Source organism: Streptococcus downii, assembly GCF_004353325.1.
Lineage (GTDB): Bacteria > Bacillota > Bacilli > Lactobacillales > Streptococcaceae > Streptococcus > Streptococcus downii.
Genome location: NZ_MZNX01000009.1, coordinates 67,744 through 88,439 on the forward strand (window position 1 = coordinate 67,744; position 20,696 = coordinate 88,439).

Below are 20,696 nucleotides of genomic sequence, written 5' to 3' on the forward strand. Positions count from 1 at the left end.
CAAGAAGGAGGTGAGAAGATGGCAATCGCAAAGATTATTGTGGATGTTCCCCTTATGCAGACGGACCAGCCCTATAGTTATAAGGTCCCTGAGGAATTTGTAGACATGCTGGAAGTCGGTATGCGGGTTCATGTCCCCTTCGGCAAGGGTAATCGTTTGATCCAAGGAATTGTGCTTGGCCTGGAGTCCCAGTCGGATGAAGATGCTGCCAATCAGGACTTGAAGGAGATTGCAGAAGTGCTAGACTTTTCTCCCGTCTTGACTCAAGAGCAACTCTGGCTGGCTGAGGAGTTACGTAAGTCAGTCTTTTCTTACAAAATCACCATTCTAAAAGCCATGTTGCCGGGATTTTTAAACTCCAGTTATGATAAGATTCTTTATCCTCTGGAAGGTCTGAGTCAGGCAGACAAAGAGCGTTTGTTTGGTTCAGAAGCTTCGCTAGCCTTTTCTTCTCTAGACCTTGCCAAACAGGCAGAAATGATGCGTTTGACTAGAAAAGGGCTACTCCGTTTAGAATACCATGCAGTCGATCAGAAAAAGGTCAAGACCCAGTCTTGGTATGAGGTTGATGCTACTCAGCTAGAGAAGATTGTGATTTCTACGCGTGCCAAGAAAAAGGCAGAGCTGAGAGACTATTTGCTGTCTCATCCTGAGAGTGCTCCTCTGGCTAGTTTGTTAGAGGCCTACTCACGCGAGCAAGTCAACTTCTTTGTGGAGCAAGGAGCTCTAACCCTAGTCCAAAAGGAAGTGCAACGATCAGCGGCTTATTTCGAATGCATTGAAGCCAGCCAACCTTTGGAATTGAATCCTGAACAAAGACAAGCTCGCGATGCGGTTATCAGTGCTATTGGCAGTCAACAGCCTCCATTCCTCCTTCAAGGGATTACAGGAAGTGGGAAAACGGAGGTTTACTTGCAGATTATCCAAGGAGCCTTGGATAAGGGTAAGACGGCCATTTTGCTGGTACCTGAGATTTCTCTGACGCCACAAATGACGGAGCGTTTTATTGCTCGATTTGGTGAGAAAGTGGCTATTCTTCACTCAGGTCTGTCCAATGGTGAAAAGTACGATGAATGGCGCAAGGTTGAACGTGGCGATGCCCAAGTAGTGGTTGGTGCCAGATCAGCCATCTTTGCTCCTCTGAAAAATTTAGGTGTCATGATTATCGATGAAGAACATGAAGCTAGCTACAAACAAGACAGCAATCCCCGTTATCATGCCAGAGAGGTAGCCATCTTACGGGCCCAGTACAATCAAGCAGCCCTAGTCCTCGGCTCAGCGACACCGAGCTTAGAAAGCCGTGCGCGGGCTGGAAAAGGTGTCTATCAACACTTACGTCTGACCCAACGGGCCAATCCTTTAGCCACTATTCCTGAGGTTCAAGTGATTGACTTTCGGGACTACATCGGGCAGAATGAGACGTCAAACTTTACGCCTCCTTTGCTAGAGGCCATCCAAGACCGTCTGGATAAAAAAGAGCAGGTAGTCCTCATGCTCAACCGTCGGGGTTATTCTAGCTTTGTTATGTGTCGAGAGTGTGGGACGGTAGATAGCTGCCCCAACTGCGATATTTCTCTGACTCTCCACATGGATACCAAGACCATGAACTGCCATTACTGTGGCTTTTCCAAAGGAATTCCTCATGTCTGTCCCAACTGTCAGAGTCGCAGTATTCGTTACTATGGGACAGGGACTCAGAAAGCCTACGATGAGCTAGCAGAGCTCTTTCCTCAGGCCCGCATTCTACGGATGGATGTGGATACGACTCGCAAGAAAGGCAGTCACCAAGCTCTTCTTGACCAGTTTGGCCGAGGGGAAGCAGATATCTTACTGGGCACTCAGATGATTGCTAAGGGCTTGGATTTTCCAAATGTGACCCTAGTCGGAGTTCTCAATGCGGATACGGCCTTAAATCTGCCAGATTTCCGTTCCTCTGAGAGAACCTTTCAGCTCTTAACCCAGGTGGCAGGCCGTGCAGGTCGTGCAGAAAAGGCTGGGCAGGTCTTGATCCAGTCTTACAATCCTAAGCATTATGCCATTCGTTTTGCCAAAGATCAGGACTATGAAGGCTTTTACGCTTATGAAATGAGTATCAGGCGCCAACTCGGCTACCCGCCTTACTATTTCACTATTGGGATTACCCTCTCTCACAAGAAAGAAGAAGAGGTTGTCAAACGTGCCTATGAAGTCATGGGAATTTTGCGCTCAGGTTTGTCGGAAACTAGTAAAATCCTTGGACCAACACCAAAACCCATCGCCCGTACCCACAACCTCTATCATTACCAGATTTTGATTAAATACCGTTTAGAAGATGAGCTGGGACAGACTCTCAATCAGGTCTTAGCCTTGACTCAAGAACGGGAAAATAGCGAGCTTCGTCTTAGCATTGACCATGAACCGCAGCAATTTTTATAAGAAGGAGAAGAAATGACAAAACTAATCTTTATGGGGACACCTGAATTTTCAGCGACAGTTTTGAAGGGGTTGTTATCAGATGACCGTTACGAGATTCTAGCTGTTGTGACCCAGCCAGATCGCGCTGTCGGTCGTAAAAAAGTAATCCAAGAAACCCCAGTCAAGCAGGCTGCCAAAGAAGCAGGCCTTCCTATCTACCAACCTGAAAAATTATCTGGAAGTCCAGAGATGGAAGCCATTATGAAGCTAGGAGCTGATGGGATTATCACTGCTGCTTTTGGGCAGTTTCTCCCAAGTAAACTCCTTGATAGCATGAACTTTGCGGTCAACGTTCACGCTTCCCTCCTTCCCAAACACCGTGGTGGCGCGCCCATTCATTATGCCTTGATTCAAGGGGATGAGGAAGCTGGCGTGACCATTATGGAGATGGTCAAGGAGATGGATGCAGGGGATATGATTTCCCGTCGCAGCATCCCTATCACAGATGAGGACAATGTCGGCACCTTGTTTGAAAAATTAGCAATCGTTGGTCGCGATTTGCTTTTGGATACGCTACCTGGCTATCTAGCAGGAAAAATCCAACCTGAACCACAAGATCCTAGTCAAGTCACTTTCTCGCCAAATATCAAGCCAGAGGAAGAAAGACTGGATTGGACTAAAACTAACCGTCAACTCTTTAACCAAATCAGAGGAATGAATCCATGGCCTGTTGCCCATACTTTTCTCAAGGGAGACCGCTTTAAGATTTATGAAGCTCTACCAGTAGAAGGTCAGGGAAATCCAGGCGAGATCCTCTCTATTGGCAAGAAAGAATTGATCGTTGCAACGGCGGAAGGAGCTCTATCCCTCAAGCAAGTACAGCCAGCTGGTAAGCCTAAGATGGATATCGCTTCCTTCCTCAACGGAGTGGGACGGACATTGACTGTAGGAGAACGATTTGGTGACTAAAGTAGAAACGGCTAGAAGTCTAGCTCTAGCAGTACTAGAGGATGTTTTGGTTAACCAAGCATACTCAAATATTGCTTTAAACAAACACCTCAAGGGGAGTCAACTCTCGGTAGCAGATAAGGGCTTGGTGACAGAGATTGTTTACGGAACGGTAGCCCGAAAACTCACTCTGGAATGGTACCTGTCACACTTTATCGAAGACCGGGATAAGCTTGATAACTGGCTCTATATCCTGCTCCTTCTGAGCGCCTACCAACTTCGGTATCTGGATAAGGTTCCCAATCACGCAGTGGTCAATGAAGCGGTGGAACTAGCCAAAGCCCGTAAAAAAGGCAGTGAAAAACTGGTTAACGCCGTCCTGCGTCGTATTTTGCGAGAAGGCTGGCCAGATATTGACAGCATTAAGCGAAAAAATAAGCGTGATTCCATTTCCTATTCTCTCCCAGTTTGGCTAGTGTCTAAGCTTAAGGAAGAATACGGTGAAGAGCGAGCACAAGCCATCTTTAAAAGTCTCTTGGTGCGTAACAAAGCCAGCATCCGGGTGACCGACTTGAGCCGAAAAGAGGAAATCAAAGCTTTGTTAGAGGCGGCCGATTCCCCTTTGGCGGCTACTGGTCTGGTCAAGGAGCAAGGCCACTTTGCAGGCCATGATTTGTTCGCAGAAGGAGCCATTACCATACAAGACGAGTCCAGTCAATTGGTTGCTCCGACCCTTCGTCTACAAGGTGATGAGCAGGTACTGGATGCCTGTGCCGCTCCTGGTGGAAAAACAGTCCATATGGCCTCTTACCTCACATCGGGTAAGGTGACGGCTTTGGACCTTTATGATCACAAGTTGGACTTGATCCAAGAAAACGCCCAACGTTTGGGGGTAGCAGATCGAGTGCAAACGCAAAAATTGGACGCCAGAAAAGTTCATGAGTTTTTCGATCGTGACTCGTTTGACAAGATTTTAGTAGATGCTCCTTGTTCTGGGATTGGCCTCTTGCGCCGCAAACCAGATATCAAATACAATAAAGAAACGGCGGATTTCGCATCATTACAGCAAATTCAGCTGGAAATACTAGGTAGTGTTTGTCAAACCTTACGAAAAGGTGGTATAATAACGTATAGTACCTGCACTGTCGTCTCAGAGGAGAACTTTCACGTCGTTGAGGCATTTTTAGAAAGTCACCCCGAGTTTGAGCAGGTTAAACTAGAACATGAATGCAAGGATATTTTGAAGGACGGCTGTATCTTGATCACTCCTGAATTGTACGGAAGTGATGGATTCTTTATCAGCCAATTCCGCAAGATGTCTGATTAGGAAGGAACTGACACAATGGAAATAGCATTATTAACAGATGTTGGTCAGAAACGAACAAATAACCAAGACTATGTCAATCACTTTGTCAACCGAGCAGGACGCACCATGATCCTCTTGGCTGACGGGATGGGAGGACACCGTGCAGGAAATATCGCTAGTGAGATGGCGGTAACAGACCTGGGCGTGGCTTGGGTTGATACCCAAATCGACACCGTCAATGAGGTCCGTGAATGGTTTGCCCACTATCTGGAACTTGAAAATCAAAAAATTCATCAGATGGGGAAAGACGAAGCCTATAAGGGGATGGGAACAACGCTTGAAGCAGTAGCCATTATTGGAAATCAAGCTATTTATGCCCATATCGGTGATTCTCGTATCGGTTTGATCCGTGGTGAAGATTATCGCCAGCTCACAAGTGATCATTCTTTGGTTAATGCTCTGCTAAAGGCTGGCCAGCTAACTCCAGAGGAGGCAGAAATTCATCCGCAGAAAAATATCATTACCCAATCCATTGGGCAAAAAGATGAAATTCAACCAGATTTTGGCATGGTTAGCCTAGAGTCAGGAGACTACCTCTTGCTCAACAGTGACGGCTTGACCAATATGATCTCAGGAAGCGATATCTACGATATTGTAACAAGTGATATTTCCTTGGCAGACAAGGCGGCAACTTTGATTCGTTTTGCCAACAATGCAGGTGGTTTAGACAATATCACGGTTGCCCTTGTTCACATGAATGAGGAGGAAGTAGAATGATCCAGATCGGCAAGATTTTTGCCGGACGATATCGGATTATCAAACAGATTGGTCGAGGAGGCATGGCGGATGTTTACTTGGCCAAGGATTTGATCCTAGACGGGGAAGAAGTGGCGGTTAAGGTCCTGAGGACTAACTATCAGACAGATCCGATTGCTGTGGCACGTTTTCAACGTGAAGCGAGAGCCATGGCGGATCTGGATCATCCCCATATCGTTCGAATAACAGATATCGGTGAAGAAGACGGTCAGCAGTATCTGGCTATGGAGTATGTGGCAGGGCTTGACCTCAAACGTTATATTAAAGAACACTCTCCTCTCTCAAACGAAGAAGCCGTCCGTATTATGGGACAGATTCTCTTGGCCATGCGTCTGGCGCATACGAGAGGGATTATCCACCGAGATTTGAAACCTCAAAATATCCTATTGACACCAGATGGAACTGCCAAAGTTACAGACTTTGGGATTGCCGTGGCTTTTGCAGAGACCAGTCTGACACAGACCAACTCCATGCTCGGTTCAGTCCACTATCTCTCACCTGAGCAGGCCCGTGGTTCCAAGGCAACTGTGCAGAGTGACATCTATGCTATGGGGATTATTTTCTATGAAATGTTGACTGGACATATCCCTTATGATGGGGATAGTGCAGTGACTATTGCCCTCCAGCATTTCCAAAAACCACTTCCATCTGTTATTGCTGAGAATCCAGCAGTACCACAAGCTTTGGAAAATGTCGTTATCAAGGCAACGGCCAAGAAATTGACAGATCGCTATCAGTCTGTATCAGAAATGTATGTGGACTTGTCGAGTTGTTTGTCTCACAATCGTAGGAGAGAACCAAAGCTAGTCTTTGATGAGGCAAGCAAGGTTGATACCAAGACCTTGCCTAAAGTTCCACAAAGCACTCTGACCTCTATTCCGAAGGCTAAGCCACAATTAGAGCGACCTCAATCAAAACAGCAGACTCAGCAGGTGGTAGATGAAACACCAGTACCAAAACCAGCGAAAAAACGGAAGTTTAAAGCTCGCTATATGATTTTACTGGCCAGTGCCTTGCTAGTTGCAGCCTCTTTGATTTGGATCTTCTCCCGAACTCCAGCGACTATTGCTATTCCAGATGTATCGGGACAGACAGTTGCTGAAGCTAAAGAGACACTGAAGAAAGCTAATTTTGAAGTAGGTGAAGAAAAGACCGAGGCCAGCGACACAGTAGCCGAAGGTCGCGTCATTCGAACAGATCCAGAAGCTGGAAGTGGCCGAAAAGAAGGAAGCAAAGTAAATCTAATCGTGTCTTCAGGTAAGCAATCCTTCCAACTAAGTAACTATGTAGGACGTAAGTCCTCGGATGTTGTCGCAGAGCTCAAAGAGAAAAAGGTTCCAGAAAATCTTATCAAGATCGAGGAAGAGGAATCTAGCGAAAGCGATCCAGGAACAGTCATTAGGCAAACCCCAGCTGCAGGAAGTACTTACGATCTCACGAAAGCCAGCACGATTACCTTAACAGTTGCTAAGAAGGTGACCAGCGTTTCGATGCCAAGTTACATTGGTTCAAGTCTCGAATTCACTAGGAACAATTTGATTCAGATTGTTGGTGTAAAAGAAGCTAATATCGAAGTTGTGGAAGTATCGACTGCTCCTGAAGGAACTACTGCGGGAACAGTTGTTAGTCAGGACCCTAAACCTGGAGAAAAGGTAGATCTCAATAAAACACGTGTTAAGATTTCTATTTATAAACCAAAACCACTTCCTTCTTCATCAAGTTCGTCTCAACACAGAAATCCAGGAACAGACACGACGCCTTCACAGAGTAACAATCAAGGTAGCAACCCTACAACGGATTCTTCAGATGGCAGTAGAACGTCAAGTAATGAACGAAATTAACCCAATCTTTGTCATGATTTCATGACAAAGATTTTTTTTCATGAACTTTTGTGATAGAATAGAGGGAGCAGAAAATAGGAGTAGAAAATGGACGAATCAAAAGAGTTAAATGCTGTCATTGATGTGATTATGCTAGCTGGAACCATTCTCTTGAAAAGTGGTTCGGAGATTCATCGGGTTGAGGACACCATGATTCGCATTGCCCATTCACAGGGAATAGTGGATTGCAATGTTCTTGCCATGCCCGCGGCTATTTTCTTTTCGATTGAAAACACCAATATTTCTCGTATGAAACGGGTGACGTCATCCTCCTATAACATCGAAAAAGTCTGTGATGTCAACCAAGTATCACGAGAACTTGTGGGTGGCCAGATTGATCTTTCTACAGCTTTTCAAAAGCTGAAGGAAATCAGAAATCAAGCTCTTCCTTATAGCAAGCTCCAAGTGACTGTAGCAGCGACCCTCAGTGCCCCTTTCTTCTCGATTATGTTTGGCGGCAATGTCTATGATGCTTTTGGAGCAGGCGTTGCGACCTTATTTGGTTTTGCCTTCTCTCTCTATGTCGAGAAGTTTATCCGAATTCCTTTTGTAACAGCCTTTGCGGGAGCCTTTGTTTTTGGCTTGATTGCCCAGTTCTGGTCCCGCTATACGGGATTTCCTTCGACGGCAGACTTGATCATAGCGGGAGCCGTCATGCCCTTTGTTCCGGGGATTGCTCTGACAAATGCGGTTCGAGATATCATGACCAATCATATCAACTCTGGTATGAGCAAGATGTTTGAATCTCTGCTCATTACCCTCGCTCTAGGGGCAGGCACTTCTGTCGCCCTGGTTTTGATGACATAAGATGACTCTAACAAGTATTTTACTCCAAGCAGTGGCAAGTTTGCTCGCCATTATCACCTTTTTAATCGTACTGAATGTCCAACGCTCCATGCTTCTGCCTGGTGGGGTTTTGGGAATGGGCGTTTGGCTCCTCTATCTTGTACTCAAAGAACCAACCAATGTCATCGTTGCGACCTTTATCGCGGCGGTGATTGGCTCTTGTATCAGCCAGATTTTAAGTATTGTCTATAAGACACCAGCAGTGGTTTTTGTCTTGGCTATTCTTGCCCCCTTGGTGCCAGGTTATTTATCCTATCGAACGACAGCTTTCTTTGTGACAGGCGATTACAGCCATGCTATTGCCAGCGCGACTTTGGTAGTTATGTTAGCCCTCGTTATTTCTATTGGAATGGCAAGTGGAACGGTAATTCTAAAGCTCTATTACTATATCCGAAAACAACGAGGAATCTCTTCCTAATGCAGTCAAAGAAAAGGCTTGATTTGGTGAATCAAGTCTTTTTTCTCTCTTTTGCCCCTATTTGTGATAAAATAGAATAAAACGATTTTTTACAATGAATGAAAATACAGAGGTAAATATGACAATCGGTATTGATAAGATTGGTTTTGCAACCAGTCAATATGTCTTGAAATTACAAGACCTAGCAGAAGCAAGGGGAGTTGATCCCGAAAAATTTAGCAAGGGACTCTTGTTAAATGAAATTAGTATTGCACCACTGACTGAGGACATTGTTACCTTGGCTGCCAGTGCCAGCAACTCTATCCTCACAGATAAAGAAAAAGAAGAAATCGACATGGTCATCGTGGCGACCGAGTCAGGGATTGACCAAAGTAAGGCGGCAGCGGTCTTTGTTCATGGCCTATTAGGCATCCAGCCTTTCGCTCGTAGCTTTGAAATCAAAGAAGCCTGCTATGGAGCAACAGCTGCTCTCCATTATGCCAAGTTACATGTGGAAAATTCTCCAGAGTCTAAGGTTTTGGTCATTGCCAGCGACATTGCCAAGTATGGTGTGGGGACTTCAGGTGAACCAACTCAGGGTGCTGGAAGTATGGCGATGTTGATCACCCAAAATCCGCGCATCATGGCCTTTAACAATGATAATGTTGCTCAAACTCGTGACATCATGGATTTCTGGCGTCCAAACTATTCAACGACTCCTTATGTCAATGGTGTTTATTCAACCCAGCAGTATCTGGATAGTCTCACGACGACCTGGGATGAATACAAGAAGCGCTACGATTGGACCATGGGTGACTTCGCGGCCATCTGTTTCCACTTACCTTATCCTAAGCTGGCCCTAAAAGGCTTGCGCAAGATGATGGACAAGACTCTATCTCAAGAAAAACAGGATAGTTTGCAAGAAAACTTTGACAAATCAATTCTCTACAGTCAGATGATTGGGAATATCTATACAGGTTCCCTCTTCCTCGGCCTCCTATCCCTTTTGGAAAATGCAGAGAATTTGAAGGCTGGCGATAAAATTGCCCTCTACAGTTACGGAAGTGGAGCTGTTTCGGAGTTCTTTAGTGGTGAATTGGTCGAAGGCTATGAAGCTTATCTAGACAAAGAGCGTTTGAGCAAACTCCAGCAGCGTACAGTCTTATCTGTTACAGACTATGAAAAAGTCTTCTTCGAAGAAGTGCAGTTGGATGAATCTGGTTCAGCCCAATTTGCAGCTTATGAAAATCAAGACTATGCCTTGGTGGAAATTGTCGACCACCAACGCCGTTATAGCAAGGTTGAAAAATAATGAAGATAAGTTGGAATGGATTTTCTAAAAAATCATACCATGAGCGCCTGGAGTTGTTGCGAGCTCAGGCGCTCCTTAGTCCTGAAAAGCAAACGAGTCTGGAGCAGGATGAACAAGTCAGCTTGGCCATTGCAGACCAGCTGAGTGAGAATGTGGTAGGAACTTTTTCTCTGCCTTATTCGATCGTTCCAGAGCTTTTGGTGAACGGTCAGGACTACACAGTTCCCTATGTGACAGAAGAACCCTCAGTGGTTGCTGCGGCCAGCTATGCTAGCAAAATCATCAAGCGAGCAGGTGGCTTTACTGCTCAAGTACATGAGCGCCAGATGATCGGTCAGGTAGCCCTTTATCAAGTTGCTGAACCTGAACAAGCGCAAGAGAAGATTGCCAGCAAGAAGGCGGAACTCTTGGAACTTGCCAATCAAGCCTATCCTTCCATCGTTAAACGCGGTGGTGGGGCGCGTGATTTGCATGTAGAGCAGATCAAAGGTGAAACAGATTTTCTCGTCGTCTATCTCCATATCGATACCCAGGAAGCCATGGGGGCTAATATGCTCAATACCATGCTAGAAGCCTTGAAGCCAGTCTTAGAAGAGCTCAGTCAGGGACAGAGTCTCATGGGAATTTTGTCCAATTACGCGACAGATTCTCTAGTGACAGCAAGTTGTCGTATTGCCTTTCGCTACTTGAACCCTCAAAAGGATAAAGGACGAGAAATTGCAGAGAAAATAGCCTTGGCCAGCCAGTTTGCACAGGCTGATCCTTACCGAGCGACTACTCACAATAAAGGGATTTTTAATGGTATTGATGCCATTTTGATTGCTACTGGTAATGACTGGCGTGCCATCGAAGCTGGTGCCCATGCCTTTGCTAGTCGAGATGGACGCTATCAAGGTTTAAGTCGATGGAGTCTAGATAGGGACTCGGAAGAATTGGTTGGTGAGATGACACTGCCCATGCCTGTAGCGACCAAGGGTGGCTCTATCGGTCTCAACCCTCGTGTAGCCCTCAGTCATGAACTACTGGGAAATCCTTCTGCCAAGGAATTAGCTCAGATTATCGTGTCTATCGGTCTTGCCCAAAACTTTGCGGCCCTCAAAGCCTTGGTCAGTACGGGCATCCAGCAAGGTCACATGAAATTGCAGGCCAAATCCCTAGCTCTCCTAGCTGGTGCTAGTGAGTCTGAAGTTGCTCCCCTCGTTGAGCGTCTCATCGCAGATAAAACCTTTAACTTAGAGACAGCCCAGCGCTATCTAGAAAACTTAAGATCATAAAAAAACTCAGACGAATCAGTCTGAGTTTTCTTGTACTTAAATACTTTTTCCTGGTAATAGGGTGACGGGTAAGAAGTAACCGGTTGTCGCGACCTCTTTGCCTTCGATCTTCTGCAAGAGAAGATCAACAGTGAGGTGGGCAATCTCTTTCATAGGTTGCTTAATCGTTGTCAAATGAGGATAGTAGTTCTCGATAAAGTAAGTCCCATCATAGCCGATGACCTTGAGCTCATCAGGAACAGAGATACCTAGCTCCTGAGCGATTTTGATCACCAGGATAGCTGTCAAATCATCCGAAGCAAAGATAGCATCTGGTTTCTGATGGGTCAAGATATTCTTGATTTCCATTTCTTTTCTGACGGGAGAAAAGTCGCTCGAAACATTGATAATAGGTGCTTTCGGGAGAACAGAGGCAAATCCAGCGTGGCGGAGTCCAGTTGGTGAGTTGGAGTTGTCATTTCCTGTAATCATGATGATAGACTGGGCGCCTGTCTTGACCAAAGTTTGGGCGGCGAGGACCCCGCCTCCGTAGTTATCAGAGGAGACGACAGGGATGTCTGGTGATAGATTTCGGTCAAAGGAAATGATCGGTGCTGTCACACGATTGTAGTCTTCGATTCCCAAGTTGTGACTTCCAGAAATGATACCATCGACCTGGTTGGCCTCCAGCATTTCAATGTATTCCCGTTCTTTTTCAGAGTCGTGTTCGCTGTTACAGATGATGGTCTTGTAGCCATTTTTGAAGAGTTGGTGTTCCAATTTATCAATCAACTCCGCATAAAAGACATGACTGATGTTTGGAAAAATGAGTCCAATCAACTTGGCAGATTTTCCTTGAAGACTTCGAGCCAGATTATTGGGCTTGTAGCCTAGCTCTCGCATGGCTTCATTAACCTTTTGGATGGTTTTCTCAGATAGATAACCCTTTTTATTGATGACCCGTGAGACGGTAGTAGGGCTGACGCCTGCAAGTTTTGCGACATCAGTTAGTTTTGCGACCATAATCTAATTCATAGTAAGTTCCAGTTGGGTTTCCAAACTTGATGAGGATACCGTTTTGGTCCGCATGTGGGAAAACACGACCAGAAAATACTTTTTCTCCTTTATTGATGAAAATTTCAAAGACTGACTTGTCGATGAAGATAGTGGCTGTTGTAGCTTGGTTATTGATAGGGCAAGAACGAGTTGTACCAAATTCTTGGGCGTACTGTTCACCAGCTTGGCTACGATCCACTGTCACTTGACCGTTTACAAGGTCAAAGTTGATGGAAAGTCCCTTGCCTTCTTTATCAGCGAGCAAGACAATCTCGCTTTGGCTATTGGCCTCCAAGTTAAGCTCGAGTTCATAGGTATTTTTGGTTTGAGTACGATTTGAGAAGACCTCTTCAGAAGAACGAAGTTCTTTGACGGCTGCGACTGGATATTGGTAGAGTTTGCCGTCTTTGATAGTGAGTTCCTTGACCAAAGAGAAGGTTCCTTGGTGGTCAAAACGGTCAGATGGGTAAGAAACATCTGGTAACCCAAGCCAGCTTACTGCCAATGTACGTCCATCCGGAGCGTTGAAGGCTTGAGTCGCATAGGCTTCAAAACCATAGTCTAGATTTTGCAATGGAGACACATCTACCATTTTGGCATTTTCAGGATCAAAGGAAGCCCCGATTTTGTACATATTTGGATAGATATTATCATAGTCTAGAACAATCTTATCCAATCCTTGTGGACAGTAGAGAAGGACAGGTTGCTCCCCTACAAAGACCAGATTTGGGCATTCCATCATGTAGGCAGTGCGATCGTTAGCGAAGTCAAGGTCGCCAACTGCTTGCCAGTTTGTGTAATCGTTGTCAACAGCCTTGTAGAGACGGACGAAGCCTTTTTTATCCAAATCCTGTCCACCGACGATAGCATAGTATTGACCTTTGAAGTTAAAAATTTGCGGGTCGCGGAAGTGGTCAGTAGAGTCTGATGGCTGGTCAATCAAGATCTTGTCAATCTTTGTAATCTTGCCATCCTTATCCATCAAAGCACCAATTTGGTAAGGGTGACGGATCCAGTTTTCATCACGGACATTTCCTGTATAAAATAGGAACAAGTTATCGCCAAACTGCATGGCAGAACCAGAGTAGGCACCGTGGCTATCCAATGGAGTATCTGGCAAAACTTTGACTCCAGTTTCTCTAAAGTGAACCAAATCATCACTTTCTAGCTGCGCCCAAGATTTTAAACCGTGGGCTGCACCAAAGGGGAAGTTCTGGTAAAAGAGAATCCATTTGCCATCAAAATAAGAAAAGCCATTTGGATCATTGAGAAGTCCCATTTTAGGCTCGACATGGTAACGAGTATGCCAAGGAGATTGTGCCATCGTTTCCTTGATTTGTTTGATTTCATCATTAGACCAGTCTTCATAGCGTCTATAACGGCGCTCGGTTGTCCATTCCATTTTATCTTTCCTCCAAAAGTTCTATTCTATTATTAATAGTAAACGTTTTCGGCAAAAAAAGCAAGTCTTTTATGTTAAAAAAAAGAAAAATATATCAAACGATTGCCAGAAATCAAGTGAAGGAAATCTGGCAAATTTTCACGAAAAAATGAAAGAAAATGTAAATAAAAGCCTTGATTCCTCAAGTATAAAGATATTTTTTTGAGGAAAAAGAGAATTTCCCTCAAAAACGAGCAAAAATAATCAGAGAAAAAAGAAAGGGAATAAAAATTTCTGCAAAACGCTTGACATATTTTAGAAACATGATAAAATAATAGTCGTAGGGCGGATAAAATCGCTTTCAAACAAGAACAAAATTTTATAAGGAGATTTTTGCAAATGAACAATCAGGATATTGCAAAAAAGGTCATCGAAGCCCTTGGCGGACGTGAAAATGTCAACAGTGTAGCCCACTGTGCGACTCGTCTACGTGTCATGGTCAAAGATGAAGGGAAAATCAATAAGGAAGTGATTGAGAACTTGGATAAAGTTCAAGGAGCTTTCTTTAACTCAGGCCAATACCAAATCATCTTTGGTACTGGTACAGTAAACAAGATGTACGACGAAGTGGTTGCCCTTGGTTTGCCAACCTCTTCTAAAGAAGACATGAAAGCAGAAGCTGCTAAACAAGGAAACTGGTTCCAACGTGCTATCCGTACTTTCGGTGACGTCTTCGTGCCAATCATCCCAGTTATCGTAGCGACTGGTCTCTTCATGGGTGTTCGTGGTCTCATGAACGCTCTTGGAATGACACTTCCAGAAGATGTTACCATTTACAGCCAAATCCTCACAGATACAGCCTTCATCATCTTGCCAGGTTTGGTTGTATGGTCAACCTTCCGTGTATTCGGTGGTAACCCAGCCGTTGGTATCGTCCTTGGTATGATGCTCGTATCTGACTCACTTCCAAATGCCTGGGCTGTTGCTTCTGGTGGTGAAGTAACTGCAATGCAGTTCTTCGGATTTATCCCAGTTGTAGGTTTGCAAGGTTCAGTTCTTCCAGCCTTCATCATCGGGGTTGTCGGAGCTAAATTTGAAAAAGCTGTTCGTAAAGTTGTTCCAGATGTACTTGACCTCTTGGTAACACCGTTCGTAACACTCCTTGTAATGTCAATCCTTGGATTGTTTGTTATCGGACCAGTCTTCCACGTTGTTGAAAACTACATCCTCATTGGAACAAAAGCTATTCTTAACTTGCCATTCGGACTTGGTGGTTTCTTGATTGGTGGAGTTCACCAATTAATCGTCGTATCAGGTGTTCATCACATCTTCAACTTGCTTGAAGTTCAATTGCTTGCTGCTGACCATGCTAACCCATTCAACGCTATCATCACAGCTGCCATGACTGCTCAAGGTGCTGCGACAGTAGCCGTTGGTGTTAAAACGAAGAATCCTAAACTTAAAACACTTGCTTTCCCAGCTGCTCTTTCTGCCTTCCTAGGTATTACTGAGCCTGCTATCTTCGGGGTTAACTTGCGTTTCCGTAAACCATTCTTCCTTTCATTGATTGCTGGTGCAATCGGTGGTGGATTGGCATCTATCCTTGGACTTGCTGGTACTGGTAATGGTATCACAGTCATCCCTGGTACAATGCTTTACATTGGTAACGGACAACTTCTACAATACCTTCTTATGGTAGCTGTATCATTCGTTCTTGGTTTTGCCCTTACATACATGTTTGGTTACGAGGATGAAAAAGAAGTTGCTTCTGAAGTAGCGACAGAACGTTTGGTTCAAGAAGAAACAACTGGTAACATTCCAGTAGCTCCTCAAAATGAAACAATCCAAACTCCAATCGTTGGGGACGTAGTTGCTCTTGAGAATGTTAATGACCCAGTCTTTTCAAGTGGTGCAATGGGACAAGGGATCGCTGTAAAACCAAGCCAAGGCGTGGTTTACGCACCAGCTGATGCAGAAGTATCGATTGCTTTTGCTACAGGACATGCTTATGGTTTGAAGACAGCAAATGGAGCTGAAATCTTGATCCACGTTGGTATCGACACGGTGACTATGAACGGTGAAGGCTTTGAACAAAAAGTTGCTCAAGGCGACAAGGTCAAAGCTGGTGATGTTCTCGGAACCTTTGACTCAAACAAAATCGCTGCTGCAGGTCTTGACGACACAACAATGGTTATCGTAACCAACACAGCAGACTACGCTTCTGTGACACCAGTCGCAAGTGGCTCTGTTGTCAAGGGTGACGCTATCATCGAAGTGAAAGCCTAGTCTTCTTCGAAAATCAAATCTAAAAACAAAACGAACAAATATCATGTTTGTTCGTTTTTACTTGGATGGTAAGATTTACAGAGGAAAATCTAAAATATTGAGAAATCTAGCCCTTTAAAATGTGCTATAATAGAGAAAACAAAGATAAGAGGTTTATCATGACAAAATTATATGGAAGCTTAGAAGCGGGCGGTACAAAATTTGTCTGTGCTGTCGGAGATGAAAATTTTAATGTTGTAGAAAAAACACAATTTCCTACAACAACTCCTATCGAGACCATCGATAAAACCATCGAATTCTTTTCAAAATTCGATAATCTTGCAGGCCTTGCCATCGGTTCCTTTGGTCCGATTGATATCGATAAAAACTCAAAAACCTATGGCTTTATCACAACGACTCCAAAACCTCACTGGGCAAATGTAGACCTACTTGGTGCCCTTCGTCGTGCCCTCAACGTACCTATGTATTTCACAACAGATGTAAACAGCTCTGCCTATGGTGAAGTGGTTGCTCGTAACAATGCTGGTGGTCGTATCGAAAACTTGGTTTACTACACGATCGGTACAGGGATTGGTGCAGGTGTTATCCAACGTGGTGAGTTTATCGGTGGTGTCGGTCACCCTGAAATGGGTCACTACTATGTGGCTAAACACCCAATGGATGTGGAGAAAGAATTTAACGGCGTTTGTCCTTTCCACAAGGGCTGTTTGGAAGGCTTTGCGGCTGGACCAAGTTTGGAAGCTCGTACAGGTATTCGTGGTGAAAACATCGAACTCAACAGTTCTGTCTGGGACGTTCAAGCCTACTATATCGCTCAGGCTGCGGTCAATGCTACAGTAACTTTCCGCCCAGACGTGATCGTCTTTGGTGGTGGCGTCATGGCACAGCAACACATGCTGGACCGTGTACGTGAGAAATTCACAGCTCTTCTCAACGGCTACCTACCAGTACCAGACGTGCGCGACTATATCGTGACTCCAGCAGTCGCAGGAAATGGTTCTGCAACACTTGGGAACTTTGTCCTTGCTAAGAGTGTCGCAAAATAAAACAAAGAAAACATCCGCTTGGGAAACCAAACGGATGTTTTGTTTGATGAAAATGTTTTTGAGCCTTTCCTTAAGTGATTACGGACGGTAGCGACTTTCTTCGAAATTCCATACCTAAACTTTGAGCCTAATGTCTCAAAGTTTCCCAACACCTGAAATCATTAGATTTCAGGTCTTTCTATCACAGCGGAAAGGCAAGGTAAGCCCTCGCTTCACTATCGAAAATAAGCATGATTTCCATACCAAAGTATATTTAGTATCAGGCTATAGTCTATCTATGATCTAAAAATCCGTTTGGTTTCCCAAACGGATTTTTCTATGCTCAAAACATCTGCCAGAAGAAATCAATAATATAGGTCAAACCATAAGTATAAACCACTAGGGTAAAGGGCTTGGTCAAAACGATGATAATCATATAGCGTTTGAAGGTCATCTTGGTAAGGGCAGCCAGCATGCAGAGAAAGTCAGCCGGACTGACAGGCCAGATCATCATAAAGATAAAGAACCGCTCGAAACGATTGCCCTTATCTAGCCAACCGATGTACTTGTCATAGGTGCGCTTGCTGACGACAGACTGGACAAAGGCAGCTCCATAGAGGCGCACGAGGTAAAAGATAATGGCACAGCCAATCACGATGCCGATATAGTTATAAACAGTCCCGATGATATGTCCGTAAATAAAGACCCCAGCCACTGAGGTCAAAGCTCCCGGAATGATCGGAACAACGGTTTGTAGGATCTGTAAAAAGATAAAGAGTGGTGGCCCCCAAACCCCAGCTTGCTGGATAAAGGCCGATAGGGTTTCCTTTGACTGTAAGACTCCTGCCTGATAGGCCCAAATGCAGAAAATCAAGGTGCCGACTCCCCCGACGATAGACGAAATATTGATGACTTGCTGCAGAAGGGGAGAAACAGCTTTCATTTGTTTATGCTGTGACATAGAAACTCCTTATAGATAGTATGGTTCTACTATACCATATTTTTCTTATAAAGACTAATTTGATTCCTTATCTTGCTTTTTATATAAGTGTGGTACAATTAAAGGAGTAAGTCAAGAGATATAATGGTGAAAGAAATGTTAGATTTAAATTTTAAAGGAAGATGGAGAAAGTACCAAAAACAGGTCTTGGATCGTTTTCAAGACTATCAAGCAGATGGCCATGTTCACCTAGTGGCTGCACCAGGGTCTGGAAAGACCACCATTGGTATCGAGCTAATCGCTCGTTTTGGCAACCCAGCCCTTGTTTTAGTTCCGACTGTCACCATTCGTGAACAATGGGTGGACAGGATTCAAACAGCCTTTTTAGAGAACGAACAGAAGATTTCAGATCTCGTTTCCCAAAACTTAAAGGAGATGAAAGCATTAACGATTGTGACCTATCAGGCTTTTCATAGTGCCATGAACCAACTGCAATCACAAGAAGATGGTGAAGCAGAGGATTTTGTGGGATTCGATTTGCTTGCAAGTCTAAGAGCTCAGAAAGTTGCGACTCTTTGCTTGGACGAATGCCACCATCTGCGCAATGAATGGTGGAAAAGTCTGGAAGCCTTTCGCAAGCAGTATGAACAGCTGCAAGTCATCTCCCTGACAGCCACACCACCATATGACAGCGAGCCAGAACTCTGGGAACGCTATATCCGTATGTGTGGGGAAATCGACCAAGAAATAACAGTACCCGAATTAGTCAAGGAAGACACCCTCTGCCCTCATCAGGATTTTGTTTATATCTGTTCACCAACAGCTGAAGAGTCGGAACACCTCAGGCAGTTTGAAGATAGAAAGTGGGAGTATATCCATCAGCTTTTGGTCAATCCTGACTTTCAAGCTCTAGTGTCAGGTTCAAAGGTACTCAAAGGAGACATTTCATCCGATGTTCTACTAGAAGACCCTAAGTACTTGTCGGCTATTTTGATCTATATGTATTCTCAAGGCTTGACCATTCCTGACTCTTTAGAGAATCTTTTGGGGGCGAAACGTCTGCCTCAGGTGAACTCCTACTGGCTCGAGCTGTTGTTGCAGAGTGTTCTCTATCAAACTCCAGATTGGTACGAGGATTCAAATGGATTTAGGGAAAAGTTAGAATCGGAGTTGAAGGCGCGTGGGTTGGTGGAAAAACGTCAGGTTTATCTGGTTAAGTCTAAGGCTTCTGACCAGCTTTTAACCCAATCTCTGGGGAAGTTGTCTGCCATTGCCGATATCTTTTTGACGGAGTATGAGAGTCTAGGTCAGGAACTGAGACAGTTAGTACTAGCTGACTATATTCGCAAGGATTTTGTCACCTATCTGGGAGATGGACAGGCAGGGATTTCTCAGTTGGGAGTTCTTCCTTATTTTGAAAGCATTCGTCGGAAAGCTCAGGAGCATGAGATACCTGTATCTTTGGCTGTCTTGTCAGGGAGTGTCGTTATTTTGCCTACCGATGTGGTAGCAGAGTTGAAGGAACTCTTGCCTCAGGTTCCTCTTAGTTTCTCATCTATTGGTCACTTGGATCCAAAAGATTATGTGCAGGTTGGTTTTCCTAGCTCAGCTAAGGGAATCGTAGCGGCAGTGACGGAGCTTTTTCAACGAGGGCAGATTCAAGTCCTAGTCGGAACCAAATCTCTCCTCGGAGAGGGTTGGGATGCTCCTTGTGTTAATTCCCTAATACTCGGAAGCTTTGTGGGGAGCTTTATGCTAAGTAACCAGATGCGTGGCCGTGCCATTCGTATCTGGCCGGGACATCCAGAAAAGACCAGCAACATCTGGCATCTGGTAGCCGTTCAAGCGCAAGCACTTATCACTCTTCCTGGTGAGGAGCCTAGACCAGAGAGCAATCAGGATCTGCAGACCTTGTCGCGACGGATGGAGCATTTTCTTGGCTTGGCCTATAATCAGGAGAGTATTGAGACCGGTTTGGATCGTTTGGATTTTCCCAAGCCCCCTTTTAGGAAAAAGCAAATCAGCGAGTATAATGAGCGAGTTAAGAGTCTCTCCAAGGATCGAGCAGGCTTGCGCAAAAAATGGCAAGATGCTCTCGTAGTGGCAGATCGATTTGAGATTGTCACTGAAGTCGCTGCTCAACAACAGAAGATTCCAATCATGCTCCAGTTTGATGCATTAAAATGGGTTCGCATGTCTTTGTTGCTCCTAGCAGTGGATTTATTGCTCTTGTTGTTTAGATTGAGACTGATTAGAGTTTGGTGGCTTACGGCAGCCTGTCTCCTCTTTTTTGCCTTTGCATCTTGGCGCTACCTCTGCTATAAGAGTCCCTATAAACGATTGCAGTCTCTGGGTGAGCAGATTCGAAAGGCTCTGCTAGATTTGGGGCATCTAACGGACGGTCAATCCCGCGTTCAGGTAGAGGAGGACAAGGGAAATTATATGATTTTTGTCTATCTCAAGGGAGGAAGCATGAGGAACAAGGAGTTGTTTGCTCAGACTGTGGGAGAATTCTTTGCTCCAGTGGACAATCAGCGCTATCTCTTGAAGGCAGAGAAAGTCCGACAAGATCAGTCACCTTACTATGCCGTGCCTAGTCTTTTTGACAAGCGCAAGGAAGAAGCGCAGAAATTCCTCGACTTTCTGACTCCGACTATCGGACATTATCACCTCGTCTACACACGAACAGAGGCCGGACGGAAAACTCTTCTCGAAGCTCGTATCAAAGCTCTCTCCAATAAAAACGACCGTACCTTGACTAAGAAGAAGGTTAAGAGCCGGTTGGAGTAGGAGCGTATGGAAAAATCCATCTGAAACATGATATAATATAGTAAAATTGTGCATTATAAAGGAGAG

General features: G+C 44.8%; 15 protein-coding genes. 12 read left to right on the forward strand and 3 right to left on the reverse strand.

The features are described 5' to 3' along the window. The first annotated feature begins 18 nt into the window (after nucleotides 1–18). The 9 genes from E2R31_RS06555 (at nucleotide 19) to E2R31_RS06595 (ending at nucleotide 11,173) form a co-directional block, all read left to right on the forward strand. Nucleotides 19–2,415, forward strand: a complete 2,397-nt coding sequence (locus tag E2R31_RS06555) for a primosomal protein N' (protein ID WP_132973552.1) — start codon at nucleotides 19–21, stop codon at nucleotides 2,413–2,415. Nucleotides 2,416–2,427: 12 nt separating this feature from the next. After that, a complete protein-coding gene (gene fmt / locus E2R31_RS06560; protein ID WP_084949214.1) occupies nucleotides 2,428–3,363 on the forward strand; it encodes a methionyl-tRNA formyltransferase in 936 nt (311 codons plus the stop codon). Next, entirely contained in the window at nucleotides 3,356–4,669 is a 1,314-nt protein-coding gene (gene rsmB / locus E2R31_RS06565; RefSeq protein WP_165941799.1) for a 16S rRNA (cytosine(967)-C(5))-methyltransferase RsmB, read from the forward strand. The genes fmt and rsmB overlap by 8 nt, the downstream gene beginning before the upstream one ends. 15 nt (nucleotides 4,670–4,684) lie before the next feature. Beyond that, complete coding sequence (locus E2R31_RS06570) at nucleotides 4,685–5,425, forward strand: Stp1/IreP family PP2C-type Ser/Thr phosphatase (protein WP_084946411.1); 741 nt, start codon at nucleotides 4,685–4,687, stop codon at nucleotides 5,423–5,425. After that, nucleotides 5,422–7,305 carry a Stk1 family PASTA domain-containing Ser/Thr kinase gene (pknB, locus tag E2R31_RS06575; RefSeq protein WP_132973556.1) on the forward strand — a complete coding sequence of 628 codons (1,884 nt, stop codon included), beginning with the start codon at nucleotides 5,422–5,424 and terminating at the stop codon, nucleotides 7,303–7,305. Before E2R31_RS06570 ends, pknB begins: the two co-directional genes overlap by 4 nt. Before the next feature lie 87 nt (nucleotides 7,306–7,392). Then, nucleotides 7,393–8,151 (forward strand): threonine/serine exporter family protein, encoded by a 759-nt coding sequence (locus E2R31_RS06580; RefSeq protein WP_132973558.1) that lies wholly within the window; start codon nucleotides 7,393–7,395, stop codon nucleotides 8,149–8,151. A gap of 1 nt (nucleotide 8,152) precedes the next feature. Further along, nucleotides 8,153–8,608: a threonine/serine exporter family protein gene (locus E2R31_RS06585; protein ID WP_000176909.1), complete on the forward strand. Its 456-nt coding sequence runs from the start codon at nucleotides 8,153–8,155 to the stop codon at nucleotides 8,606–8,608. A gap of 118 nt (nucleotides 8,609–8,726) precedes the next feature. Next, nucleotides 8,727–9,899, forward strand: coding sequence for a hydroxymethylglutaryl-CoA synthase (locus E2R31_RS06590; RefSeq protein WP_132973560.1), 1,173 nt, complete (start codon nucleotides 8,727–8,729; stop codon nucleotides 9,897–9,899). After that, complete coding sequence (locus E2R31_RS06595) at nucleotides 9,899–11,173, forward strand: hydroxymethylglutaryl-CoA reductase, degradative (protein WP_049519323.1); 1,275 nt, start codon at nucleotides 9,899–9,901, stop codon at nucleotides 11,171–11,173. Before E2R31_RS06590 ends, E2R31_RS06595 begins: the two co-directional genes overlap by 1 nt. Before the next feature lie 36 nt (nucleotides 11,174–11,209). On the opposite strand, the gene E2R31_RS06600 is transcribed toward E2R31_RS06595, so the two are convergent. Both E2R31_RS06600 and E2R31_RS06605 read right to left on the reverse strand, forming a co-directional pair. Beyond that, nucleotides 11,210–12,175, reverse strand: a complete 966-nt coding sequence (locus tag E2R31_RS06600) for a LacI family DNA-binding transcriptional regulator (RefSeq protein WP_000225990.1) — start codon at nucleotides 12,173–12,175, stop codon at nucleotides 11,210–11,212. Next, nucleotides 12,156–13,610 carry a sucrose-6-phosphate hydrolase gene (locus E2R31_RS06605; RefSeq protein ID WP_049519321.1) on the reverse strand — a complete coding sequence of 485 codons (1,455 nt, stop codon included), beginning with the start codon at nucleotides 13,608–13,610 and terminating at the stop codon, nucleotides 12,156–12,158. The genes E2R31_RS06600 and E2R31_RS06605 overlap by 20 nt, the downstream gene beginning before the upstream one ends. A 378-nt stretch (nucleotides 13,611–13,988) precedes the next feature. On the opposite strand from E2R31_RS06605, the gene E2R31_RS06615 reads away from it, so the two are divergent. Continuing rightward, nucleotides 13,989–15,875, forward strand: coding sequence for a sucrose-specific PTS transporter subunit IIBC (locus E2R31_RS06615; RefSeq protein WP_132973564.1), 1,887 nt, complete (start codon nucleotides 13,989–13,991; stop codon nucleotides 15,873–15,875). A 158-nt stretch (nucleotides 15,876–16,033) separates the two neighbouring features. Further along, a complete protein-coding gene (gene scrK / locus E2R31_RS06620) occupies nucleotides 16,034–16,921 on the forward strand; it encodes a fructokinase ScrK (RefSeq protein ID WP_000164288.1) in 888 nt (295 codons plus the stop codon). Nucleotides 16,922–17,243: 322 nt separating this feature from the next. Here the strand turns inward: scrK and E2R31_RS06625 are convergent, their stop codons facing one another. Then, a complete protein-coding gene (locus E2R31_RS06625) occupies nucleotides 17,244–17,861 on the reverse strand; it encodes a TVP38/TMEM64 family protein (protein WP_132973566.1) in 618 nt (205 codons plus the stop codon). Nucleotides 17,862–17,996: 135 nt separating this feature from the next. Between E2R31_RS06625 and E2R31_RS06630 the strand changes: the two genes are divergently transcribed. Beyond that, nucleotides 17,997–20,630, forward strand: coding sequence for a DEAD/DEAH box helicase family protein (locus E2R31_RS06630; protein ID WP_132973568.1), 2,634 nt, complete (start codon nucleotides 17,997–17,999; stop codon nucleotides 20,628–20,630). The last annotated feature ends 66 nt before the right edge of the window (nucleotides 20,631–20,696 follow it).

Excerpts from the sequence above, each read along its gene's own strand:
- E2R31_RS06555 (WP_132973552.1), top strand. The coding sequence starts at position 19 with ATGGCAATCGCAAAGATTATTGTGGATGTTCCCCTTATGCAGACGGAC.
- fmt (WP_084949214.1), top strand. The coding sequence starts at position 2,428 with ATGACAAAACTAATCTTTATGGGGACACCTGAATTTTCAGCGACAGTT.
- E2R31_RS06570 (WP_084946411.1), top strand. The coding sequence starts at position 4,685 with ATGGAAATAGCATTATTAACAGATGTTGGTCAGAAACGAACAAATAAC.
- pknB (WP_132973556.1), top strand. The coding sequence starts at position 5,422 with ATGATCCAGATCGGCAAGATTTTTGCCGGACGATATCGGATTATCAAA.
- E2R31_RS06580 (WP_132973558.1), top strand. The coding sequence starts at position 7,393 with ATGGACGAATCAAAAGAGTTAAATGCTGTCATTGATGTGATTATGCTA.
- E2R31_RS06585 (WP_000176909.1), top strand. The coding sequence starts at position 8,153 with ATGACTCTAACAAGTATTTTACTCCAAGCAGTGGCAAGTTTGCTCGCC.
- E2R31_RS06590 (WP_132973560.1), top strand. The coding sequence starts at position 8,727 with ATGACAATCGGTATTGATAAGATTGGTTTTGCAACCAGTCAATATGTC.
- E2R31_RS06595 (WP_049519323.1), top strand. The coding sequence starts at position 9,899 with ATGAAGATAAGTTGGAATGGATTTTCTAAAAAATCATACCATGAGCGC.
- E2R31_RS06600 (WP_000225990.1), bottom strand. The coding sequence starts at position 12,175 with ATGGTCGCAAAACTAACTGATGTCGCAAAACTTGCAGGCGTCAGCCCT.
- E2R31_RS06605 (WP_049519321.1), bottom strand. The coding sequence starts at position 13,610 with ATGGAATGGACAACCGAGCGCCGTTATAGACGCTATGAAGACTGGTCT.
- E2R31_RS06615 (WP_132973564.1), top strand. The coding sequence starts at position 13,989 with ATGAACAATCAGGATATTGCAAAAAAGGTCATCGAAGCCCTTGGCGGA.
- scrK (WP_000164288.1), top strand. The coding sequence starts at position 16,034 with ATGACAAAATTATATGGAAGCTTAGAAGCGGGCGGTACAAAATTTGTC.
- E2R31_RS06625 (WP_132973566.1), bottom strand. The coding sequence starts at position 17,861 with ATGTCACAGCATAAACAAATGAAAGCTGTTTCTCCCCTTCTGCAGCAA.
- E2R31_RS06630 (WP_132973568.1), top strand. The coding sequence starts at position 17,997 with ATGTTAGATTTAAATTTTAAAGGAAGATGGAGAAAGTACCAAAAACAG.